The 8,807-nt window shown below is 68.7% G+C and carries 10 protein-coding genes and 2 pseudogenes; 6 read left to right on the top strand and 6 right to left on the bottom strand.

What is annotated here, in order from left to right:
- Positions 1 to 357: pseudogene (locus GJ629_RS16320) on the top strand (hypothetical protein); the annotation flags it as partial.
- Here GJ629_RS16320 and GJ629_RS12230 read toward each other — a convergent pair.
- From GJ629_RS12230 to GJ629_RS12220, 3 genes are read right to left on the bottom strand one after another with little or no spacing between them, the layout of a single operon-like run.
- Positions 241 to 822 carry an L-threonylcarbamoyladenylate synthase gene (locus GJ629_RS12230; protein WP_157513312.1) on the bottom strand — a complete coding sequence of 194 codons (582 nt, stop codon included), beginning with the start codon at positions 820 to 822 and terminating at the stop codon, positions 241 to 243. The pseudogene GJ629_RS16320 and the gene GJ629_RS12230 overlap by 117 nt on opposite strands.
- A 2-nt stretch (positions 823 to 824) precedes the next feature.
- The gene (locus tag GJ629_RS12225) at positions 825 to 1,337 is read right to left on the bottom strand and encodes a redoxin domain-containing protein (RefSeq protein WP_157513311.1); all 513 of its coding nucleotides are present in this window, start codon (positions 1,335 to 1,337) and stop codon (positions 825 to 827) included.
- On the bottom strand, positions 1,337 to 1,600 hold the full coding sequence (locus GJ629_RS12220; protein WP_157513310.1) for a glutathione S-transferase N-terminal domain-containing protein: 264 nt from the start codon (positions 1,598 to 1,600) through the stop codon (positions 1,337 to 1,339). Before GJ629_RS12220 ends, GJ629_RS12225 begins: the two co-directional genes overlap by 1 nt.
- 96 nt (positions 1,601 to 1,696) lie before the next feature.
- On the opposite strand from GJ629_RS12220, the gene GJ629_RS12215 reads away from it, so the two are divergent.
- Complete coding sequence (locus GJ629_RS12215; RefSeq protein ID WP_157513309.1) at positions 1,697 to 3,112, top strand: hemolysin family protein; 1,416 nt, start codon at positions 1,697 to 1,699, stop codon at positions 3,110 to 3,112.
- On the opposite strand, the pseudogene GJ629_RS12210 reads toward GJ629_RS12215, so the two are convergent.
- A pseudogene (locus tag GJ629_RS12210) lies at positions 3,109 to 4,289 on the bottom strand (inorganic phosphate transporter). The gene GJ629_RS12215 and the pseudogene GJ629_RS12210 sit on opposite strands and share 4 nt — an antisense overlap.
- A gap of 76 nt (positions 4,290 to 4,365) precedes the next feature.
- Positions 4,366 to 5,178 (bottom strand): M48 family metallopeptidase, encoded by an 813-nt coding sequence (locus GJ629_RS12205; protein WP_231754609.1) that lies wholly within the window; start codon positions 5,176 to 5,178, stop codon positions 4,366 to 4,368.
- A gap of 151 nt (positions 5,179 to 5,329) precedes the next feature.
- Here GJ629_RS12205 and GJ629_RS16315 point away from each other — a divergent pair, with 151 nt between their 5' ends.
- Positions 5,330 to 5,503, top strand: coding sequence for a DUF5786 family protein (locus tag GJ629_RS16315; protein WP_197428586.1), 174 nt, complete (start codon positions 5,330 to 5,332; stop codon positions 5,501 to 5,503).
- Positions 5,504 to 5,553: 50 nt separating this feature from the next.
- Positions 5,554 to 5,757, top strand: a complete 204-nt coding sequence (locus GJ629_RS12200; RefSeq protein WP_157513307.1) for a hypothetical protein — start codon at positions 5,554 to 5,556, stop codon at positions 5,755 to 5,757.
- Here GJ629_RS12200 and GJ629_RS12195 read toward each other — a convergent pair.
- Positions 5,745 to 6,836 carry a hypothetical protein gene (locus GJ629_RS12195; protein ID WP_157513306.1) on the bottom strand — a complete coding sequence of 364 codons (1,092 nt, stop codon included), beginning with the start codon at positions 6,834 to 6,836 and terminating at the stop codon, positions 5,745 to 5,747. The genes GJ629_RS12200 and GJ629_RS12195 overlap by 13 nt on opposite strands.
- Positions 6,837 to 6,921: 85 nt before the next feature.
- Here GJ629_RS12195 and GJ629_RS12190 point away from each other — a divergent pair, with 85 nt between their 5' ends.
- Positions 6,922 to 7,113: a hypothetical protein gene (locus GJ629_RS12190; protein WP_157513305.1), complete on the top strand. Its 192-nt coding sequence runs from the start codon at positions 6,922 to 6,924 to the stop codon at positions 7,111 to 7,113.
- 38 nt (positions 7,114 to 7,151) lie between these two features.
- On the top strand, positions 7,152 to 8,807 hold a 1,656-nt coding region (locus GJ629_RS12185; RefSeq protein WP_370515898.1), incomplete at its 3' end, for a helicase C-terminal domain-containing protein.

Genomic DNA, 8,807 nt, shown 5'->3' with positions numbered 1-8,807 from the left:
GCGCTGGCCAACGAACGGCAGGAGTCGGTCGAGACGGCCTTCGTCGAGTACCCCGCATACGGACTGGTCCGGGAGATAGACGTCTCGGCGCGCCGGCGGGCCCAGTACCGGGCGGCGCTGCGGACGGCGGCCGACGTCGAGGAACCGCCGCGCCGAACCGCAACGCGAGAAGTGCCCGCCCTGCGAGTATCGGGAGGGGTGTGGCGTCCGGACGCGGTCGCTGCGGTCGATGCTTGGCGACTAGCGGTCAGCCAGCCACTGCTCGACAGCGTCGGCGTTCGCGCCGCGGCGGTGGATATCGCCGGCCTCGACGTCGACGACGGTGCTGCCGGTGCCGCCGGTCTCGCCGCCGTCTAGGACTACCGCCGCAGACTCGGTGATGGCGTCGAGGTCGGCGACGGTCCGGGCGCTTGGCTGGCCGCTGACGTTCGCCGACGTGGCGGTCAGCGGTTCGACGGCGTCCAACAGGGCAAGCGCGACGGGGTGGTCGGGGACGCGGATCCCGACCTGCTCGCGGCCGGCGGTGAGGACGTCCGGGACAACCTCTCGACGTTCGAGGACCACCGTCACCGGGCCGGGCAGGAACTCGTGCATAAACGCCCGCTCGGTCGCGGTCGGGGTCGTGTACTCCAGGGCGGCCTCGACGTCGGGGACGGCGAGCGAAACCGGCTTGTCGCGGTCCCGGCCTTTCGCCTCGAAGACCGCCGCGACCGCGTCGGGGTCGAGCGCGTCCGCCGCGAGGCCGTACACCGTCTCGGTGGGGTAGACGACGAGGTCGCCCGCTTCTATCGCCGCCGCCGCGCGTTCGATATCGTCGGCCATCGTCACAGCGACTGCGTCGCCTCGTGCAGTTCGTCGTACGGCGGGAAGGCGGGCCACTCCTCGCTGACCCACGCGTACTGGACGGTTCGGTCGGTGTCGACGACGAACGCGGCGGGGCGCGGTTCGCTGATGCCGGCCATCCCGTCGAGGTCGTGGGCGATGCCGTAGGACTCGGCGACGCCGTTGGCCGGGTCCGAGTACAGCCGGAACCGGTCGCCGAGTCCGCGCTCGTCGATGAGGCGCTTGTGGCCGTACGGCGTCGCGATGGAGAGGCCGACGACCTGCACGTCGCCCCACTCGCGTCCCGAGAGCTCCTGCCAGACGTACGTCGCCGGGAACGACCCGGCCATCGGATGGAAGACCAGTGCGACCGGCCCATCGTCCAGCAGCGTCGACAGCGCCACGTCCTCCCAGTACTCCTCACCGACCAGCGGTCGGACGAAGTCCGGTGCGGTCTCGCCCGTCTCGACGTGGTCGGCCGACCCCAACTCGACGATGTCGAACCCGAGGTCCATCAGTCGCCACCTCCGTAGGTCGACTGGAGGTACTCGACGATAGCGGCGCTCTCGGACATCGTGACGCCGGTGCTCTCGTCGACGATGGCCGGCACGGTCCGTTTGCCCGTGAGGCGCTTGACGGCGTCCCGTTCCGAGTGCATCGGTTCGACGAACCGCGAGCGATAGGGTATTTCGAGGTCGTCGAGCGTCCGGACGACGCGTTCACAGAACGGGCAGGCCTGTAACCGGTAGAGCGTGATCGCTGGTTCGCGTGTCGACATACGCCAGGATAGGGGCGTCGGCCGGCTAAGTCTGTCGCCGTGGTGTGGCGACAGCACACAAGAGTTAATTCGCCGCCACAGTAACATGCGGTGTTGATGGGCATACCGCAGCACTCGTCAGAGGTAGTCGACGGTGTGATAGCAGCGTCGTGGGGGCTGTACACGGCACCGGTCGTCGGGATCGAACTGTCCCGGACGGCAGTCGCACTCCTCGGGACACTCGCCATCGTCGTGTTGATCGGTCTCTCGGCCTTCTTCTCCTCCTCGGAGATCGCGATGTTCTCGCTGGCCAAACACCGGATCGACTCGATGGTCGAGGAGGGCGTCCCGGGTGCGCGAGCGGTCCAGAACCTCAAAAGCGACCCGCACCGCCTGCTGGTGACGATTCTCGTCGGCAACAATCTGGTCAACATCGCGATGTCCTCCATCGCGACCGGACTGTTCGGCCTGTACCTCTCGCAGGGACAGGCAGTGATCGCCGCGACGTTCGGGATCACCGCCGTCGTGTTGCTGTTCGGCGAGAGCGCGCCCAAGTCCTACGCCGTCGAGAACACCGAGTCGTGGGCGGTGACGATAGCTCGCCCGCTGAAGTGGTCCGAGCGGGCGTTGTTACCTCTGATCGTCTTCTTCGATTACCTGACGCGGGTCGTCAACCGCGTCACGGGCGGCGGGTCGGCCATCGAGTCGACCTACGTCACCCGCGACGAGATACGGAATATGATCAAGACCGGCGAGCGCGAGGGCGTCTTAGACGAGGAGGAACGGGAGATGCTCCAGCGCACCCTCCGGTTCAACAACACCATCGCCAAGGAGGTGATGACGCCGCGACTCGATATGACCGCCGTCTCCGTCGACGACGGCATCCAGGCGGCCATCGAGACGTGTATCCAGAGCGGCCACGCCCGCCTGCCCGTCTACGAGGGCAGCCTCGACAACATCATCGGCGTCGTCCACATCCGGGACCTCGTTCGTGACCTCAACTACGGCGAGAACGAGGACCTCGAACTGGACGACCTCATCGAACCGACGCTGCACGTCCCCGAGTCCAAGAACGTCGACGACCTCCTCACCGAGATGCGCGAGAACCGGATGCATATGGTGATCGTCCTCGACGAGTTCGGCACCACCGAGGGGCTAGTGACGATGGAGGACCTGACCGAGGAGATCGTCGGCGAGATACTCGAAGGCGGCGAGGAGGAACCGATCGAGACGGTCGACGACCGGACGGCCGTCGTCCGCGGCGAGGTCAACATCGACGAGGTCAACGAAACCCTCGGCGTCGACATCCCCGAAGGCGAGGAGTTCGAGACCCTCGCTGGGTTCATTTTCAACCGCGTCGGCCGACTGGTCGAGGAGGGCGAGGTCATCGAGTACGGCGACGTGGAGATCCGGGTCGAGCAGGTGGAGAACACCCGGATTATGAAGGCCCGAATCACGCGCGTCGAGACGGACGAACCGGACGAGGAGCCCATAGAGGAGACGCCCGCGGCCGAAGACGCGACCGACGGCTAACCCAAAAGCGCCGTCCCGGCCGCGAACGCGCCGTAGCCAAAGCCCAGCGCAATTGCCAGCGAGGCGACCCACGCCAGCACCGTCTTGGCCATCTTCTCGCCGCTGACGGCGCTCCCGCCGGCGGCGTACCCGCTCCCGATAATCGCGCTGACGATAATCTCGTTGAACGAGACGGGGACGCCGAGGAAGACGGCGGTCTGGGCGATGGCGAAGGAAGGAATGAGCGCGGCGATAGAGCGGCGCGGCCCGAGCGAGGAGTAGTCCTGTGCGAGGGCCTTGATCATCCGCGGTGCGCCGGTCCAGGAGCCGATGAGCAGGCCCGCGCCGCCGCCGAAGAGGACGGCGATCAGCGGGATGTCGAACGGTGTCACCAGCGGCAACAGCGGCCCGACGGCCAACCCGACCTGACTCCCGCCGGCCGAGAACGCGACCAGTCCGCCGAGCACCAGCAGGAAGTGCCGTTGGCCGCGTTCGGGCGCGCCCGTCGAGTCCCAGTACAGCAGTCCCGCGGCGGCCAGCGCGAGGGCCAACGAGACGGCGACCTGCGCGAGCGTCGACCCGCCGAGGGGACCCGACAACACCGCCGCGACCGAGGCCTGCTGGTCGCCCGGCGCGAGCAGGACGAACCGGACGTGGCGAGGATGAGGCCGACGACGCCCGCGAGAACGGGCACGGCGTATCGCTCGGCGACGCGGTCGTCGCGCAACAGCCGGGCGACTCCGTAGGCGGTCCCGCCCCCGACGAACGGCACGGCGACCCACAGGGCGACTATCTGCTGGTACTTCGCCCACGCGGGGTCACCGCCGGCGGCGAGGCCGACGCCGACGACGGCGCCCGTGACGGTGAAGGCCGTCGCGATTGGGTAGCCGGCGAAGACGCCGATAGCGACGAGCACCGCCGCCGTCGTCAGCGCGAGGACGGCCGCGCTGGCCGGCAGCGGCGGGCCGACGATCAGTTCCTGCCCGACGGCTTCCGAGACGTTCGCGCCCTGCAGGACCGCGCCGGCGAGGCCGAGGATGCCGACGAAGAAGCCGGCGCGCATCACGGATATCGCGTTCGCGCCGACGGCGGGCGCGAACGGCGTCGACCCTGAGGACCCGGCACCGATTGCCCACGCCATAAACAGACTCGCCAGTGCCGCGACCAGTAACGTCGCCAACACAGTACCGGCTACCATCGTGACGGGCGTGGTCGCCGACGGCTAAATACTACAGGGTTCCCCCGGCAACCGTCCGGAAACGGCCGCGGCGGCGTCAGTACGAACGGAGCTTCTCGATGCGCTTCTCGGTCGGCGGGTGCGTCGAGAGAATCTTCGAGAGGAGGCTGCGCTCCTCGCCGAAGATGCACAGCGCGCTGGCGTTCTCGTCGATCTGACTGCGGCTGTGGTCGGTGTTGCTGATCTTCTCTAGGGCGCGGGCCAGCGGGTCGCCGCCGCCGATTGCCCCCGCGGCGTCGCTGTCGGCGACGTACTCCCGGTAGCGGGAGATGGCCAGCACGAACAGGCTCACAAGGAACTGGACGATGTTCCCGACGATGAACGAGAGGAACAGGTCGGCGATGTCGTTGTCGCCGGCGAACAGGACGATGAACTGCGCGGCGAGGCCGACGATGGAGGCGATGCCCTGCCCGACGACCATCATCACCACGTCACGGTTGCGGATGTGGGCCAACTCGTGGGCCAGCACGCCCTCCAGTTCGTCGTGGTCGAGCAGGCGGATGAGCTCCGAGGAGACGACGACGACCCCGGCGCCTTTCCGGCCGACGGCGAAGGCGTTGGGGACGCCCATCTGGGCGATCATCAGCCGCGGCTTCTCGATGCCCATATCGTCGCTGAGGCGTTCGACCGAGCGGTGGACCTCCCGGAGGCGCGGGTCGTCCTCGGGCATATCCTCGGCCCCGACGCTGCGGAGGGCCGCCCACTTCCCGATCTTGTACTGGACGCCGACGAAGAGGACGCTGCCCGCGAATATCAGGGCGAGGACCGTCGTGCCGCCGCCGAACATCGCGTAGACGAACAGCGCCACGACGGCGTAGAACCCGAACAGGATCGATCCGACGACCGCCATTCGGAATTTCAAGCCGATGTGTCTCATTTCAGCAGTTAGTTCGCCATCATACGGTATAAACGACGCGGCCGACCCTGTTATGTGACACACTGTACCGTGGGTCGGCGACACATTGATATAGGTACCCACGAAAGTTCGTGTGTGACAAACGATGTCGATGGGTGCGTACGACGAGGACGAACACGAGCGCCGTGAACGGAAACACAGCGAGGTCGACGCCAGTTTCGACGACGAGCGGACGGTCCACCACGGCGAAGTCGAGTACGACGCCGGGGAGTCGACGGCTGACCTCCTCGATCAGTTCGCCGAGATCAAATCCGAGTAGCCGACCGGCGCGTCCGGAGGTTTTTGCTCGCGGAGTCGCTACCGGTCGCTATGACGAGCCAGCCCTGTGACGCCTGTGGGTCGGAGGTCCGTATCGCCGGCGGCATCGGCGACTTCTGGTCGAAAGCCGGCGGCTCCTCCGGCGGGATGACGCTGGAGCTGGCCGACGGCTCCGAACACTTCCTCTGTTTCGACTGCATCGACCGGTTGCCCGAGGACGAGGACGTGACCGCCGGCGACGTTCACTCGCTCTGAGCGGCGTCGCCGTCGCCGCTCGTGCCGCTCTCCCCGCCGGCCGCCAGTGCCGCTCCCGCCCGGACCGTCGCCGCGAACTCCGCGACGGGCGCGGTGTACGCCCACCGCACGGTGTCCCCGGTCTGTGAGACGGTGGCCGACTCGAACGCCGACAGCAGCGTCTGGACGTTCTCGTCGTTTCGCTGCTCCTCGCTCAGTCCGGCCTCGACCAGCGCCGTCTGGCTCAGCAGGCCGGCCAGCCCCGGCGCGGTGTCCTCTGTGGCGACGATGTCGAGGGTGAGCGTCCGCCGGTCGCCGTCGGCCGACAGCGACCCCGCGAGCAGCGAGATGTCCTCGACGAACCCGCCGGCCAGTTGCGCGCCGAAACCGCCGTCCCCCTCGCCCATCCCCGCTGGCAGGGCGATTCGGGATCCGCCGACGGCGAACCGGGCCCGTCCCTCCGGGCCGTTCTGGAGGCCGGTGACGACGGGGCCGCTGTCCGGTTCGATTTCCCCGGTGGCGACGTCGATGGTCGCCTGAACGGCCGGCCGCTGGCCGATGGCGTACTGGTCGCCACCCAACACTCCGAGCGCGAGGTCGGACTCCCCGTCGTAGATGGTCCGGTCCTGATAGGTCGTCGTCGGCGCGTCGACGCCGGCGAGGTCCTCGGCGGTCCAGTCGGCGACGACGACGACGCCCGCTAGCTGTCCCTCCCCGCGGGTCGACTGGAAGGCCGTCAGCGTCGACACCGCCTCGGGGTCGAGGCCGTACTCGCTCTCGATGTCCTCAAGCGCCGTCGAGGCGTCCCCGATGCCCGGCAGCGGCGTCGAATCCAGTTCCGCGAGCAACTCCCCCGAGAGTAACGCGTCGGCGTCCGCGCGGGCGAGCGCCGTCACCGTCTCCGGAATCGGCCCGATAGGGCCCGTCTCCGGCGGCGGCGTCGGCGTCGGTGTCGCCGCCGGCGTCGCCGTCGGCGTCCCCTCGTTCTCCTCGTCGTCGTCATCGTCGCTGTCGCTGCCGTCCGAACACCCCGCGATACCGAACGCGACCCCGACGGCACCGACCTGGAGGGCGCGCCGCCGCGTGTACCTGTCTGTCATACCTCCAAGTGGTGGCCGGCCCGGCATAGGCCTTCCCGTCCCGTTCGAGCGGTACGACTATGTGGTCCCGTCCGAAGGTGACCGTATGGCACGAACGCTCGCGGCCGTCCCGGAGGACGCCGTCTTCCTCCTCGGGGCCGGCGCGTTCCTCCTCTGTGTGGGTGCCGGCGTCGGCTACGCGACGCGGCCGCTGGTCGGCATCGTGGCCGTCGCCGTCCCCGGGAGCGTCGCCCTCGGCCTCGTCTGGGCGATGCGGTCGCTGTCGATGGAGGAGTGACCGATGTCTTTAGTAGCGGGACGCCCTCCCCGGTAGACGTGGATCCCTCCCGTCTCGAAGACGCCTTTCCCGCCCCCGAGTACCGCGGGGCCCAACAGCAGGCCCTCGCGGACATCCGGGAGGCGTTCGCGGCCGGCAACGACGTCGTCCTCGTCCGCGCGCCGACCGGCAGCGGCAAGTCCCTGCTGGCCCGGGCCATCGCTGGCTGTGCCCGCGAGGGGAGTCAGGCCTCCGCCGGCGACCCCATCGACGCCTACTACACCACGCCGCAGGTCTCACAGCTAGACGACGTGGCCGCCGACCCCCTCCTCTCGGACCTCTCTATCATCCGCGGGAAGAACAACTACGACTGCATCCTCCCCGGCGAGACGGACACGCCCGTCGACCAGGCTCCCTGCGTCCGCGAACGGGAGTTCGACTGCGAGGTCAAACACCGCTGTCCGTACTTTTCGGACCGGACCATCGCGGCCAACCGCCGCGTCGCCGCGATGACGCTGGCGTACTTCATGCAGACCGCCGGCAGCGACGTCTTCGGCACCCGCGACGTGGTCGTCGTCGACGAGGCCCACGGCCTCGGCGAGTGGGCCGAGATGTACGCGACCATCGACCTCCGGCCCGACACCGTCCCCGTCTGGGACGCTCGCGAACCGCCCGCAATCGAGGACCTCGAAGACGCCGCCGACTACGCGCAGGGCCTCGCGCAGGTGATCGACCGCCGCCTCGAGGAACTGCGGGGCAACGCCGAGATAGAACCGGCCGAGGCCGCCGAACGCGACCGTCTCCAGCAACTCCGCTCGGACCTCAAGTGGTTCCGCGAGGAGTACCGCGACCCAGAGGCGTCGACGACGTGGGTCGTCGACCAACCGGACGGTGCCGGCACCTCGGTCACCATCAAACCGCTCGCCCCCGAGCGCTTTTTGGGTCACACCGTCTGGGACCGGGGCAACAACTTCGCCCTCTTGTCGGCGACCATCCTCAACAAGGAGGCCTTCTGTGCGAACGTCGGCCTCGACCCCGATCGGGTCGCACTCGTCGACGTGCCTCACACGTTTCCGGTCGAGAACCGCCCGCTGTACGACGTGACCCGCGGGAAGATGACCTACGACCGCCGCGAGGACACCCTCCCCGAGGTGGCGCGGGTCCTCGTCCGACTGATGGCCCACCACAGCGACGAGAAGGGACTCGTCCACTGCCACTCCTACGCCATCAAGGACCGCCTGCTGGAGCTGCTCGCCGACTTCGGCGTCGACTCGCGGGTCCGCAGCCACGAGGCCGAGGACCGCGACGGCCAACTGGCCGCGTGGAAGCGCGCCGACGACCCCGACGTCTTCCTCTCGGTGAAGATGGAGGAGGCCCTCGATCTGGAGGGCGACGCCTGCCGTTGGCAACTGCTGTGTAAGGCCCCCTACCCGAACACGCGGGACTCGGCGGTCGCACGGCGACTCGAAGACGATCAGTGGGCGTGGTACTACCGCACCGCGTTGCGGACCGTGATTCAGGCCTGCGGGCGGGTCGTCCGCGCGCCCGACGACTACGGCGCGACGTATCTGGCCGACGACTCGCTTTTGGACCTCTTCGAGCGCGCTCGGGCGGATATGCCCGACTGGTTCGCCGAGCAGGTCGACCGACTGTCGACGCCGGACCTCCCGGCGTTCGACCCGGCGGCGGCGACGGCCGGCGGGTCGAGCGGCCGG

It is taken from the genome of Halapricum sp. CBA1109 (assembly GCF_009741825.1).
Classification (GTDB): domain Archaea; phylum Halobacteriota; class Halobacteria; order Halobacteriales; family Haloarculaceae; genus Halapricum.
The sequence above is the reverse complement of the archived record's forward strand: the minus strand, read 5'-3'. Positions and strand labels throughout refer to the sequence as shown.

Coding starts and splice junctions, on each gene's coding strand:
- GJ629_RS12230 (WP_157513312.1), bottom strand. CDS start 822: ATGGCCGACGATATCGAACGCGCGGCGGCGGCGATAGAAGCGGGCGAC.
- GJ629_RS12225 (WP_157513311.1), bottom strand. CDS start 1,337: ATGGACCTCGGGTTCGACATCGTCGAGTTGGGGTCGGCCGACCACGTC.
- GJ629_RS12220 (WP_157513310.1), bottom strand. CDS start 1,600: ATGTCGACACGCGAACCAGCGATCACGCTCTACCGGTTACAGGCCTGC.
- GJ629_RS12215 (WP_157513309.1), top strand. CDS start 1,697: ATGGGCATACCGCAGCACTCGTCAGAGGTAGTCGACGGTGTGATAGCA.
- GJ629_RS12205 (WP_231754609.1), bottom strand. CDS start 5,178: ATGGCGGTCGTCGGATCGATCCTGTTCGGGTTCTACGCCGTCGTGGCG.
- GJ629_RS16315 (WP_197428586.1), top strand. CDS start 5,330: ATGTCGATGGGTGCGTACGACGAGGACGAACACGAGCGCCGTGAACGG.
- GJ629_RS12200 (WP_157513307.1), top strand. CDS start 5,554: ATGACGAGCCAGCCCTGTGACGCCTGTGGGTCGGAGGTCCGTATCGCC.
- GJ629_RS12195 (WP_157513306.1), bottom strand. CDS start 6,836: ATGACAGACAGGTACACGCGGCGGCGCGCCCTCCAGGTCGGTGCCGTC.
- GJ629_RS12190 (WP_157513305.1), top strand. CDS start 6,922: ATGGCACGAACGCTCGCGGCCGTCCCGGAGGACGCCGTCTTCCTCCTC.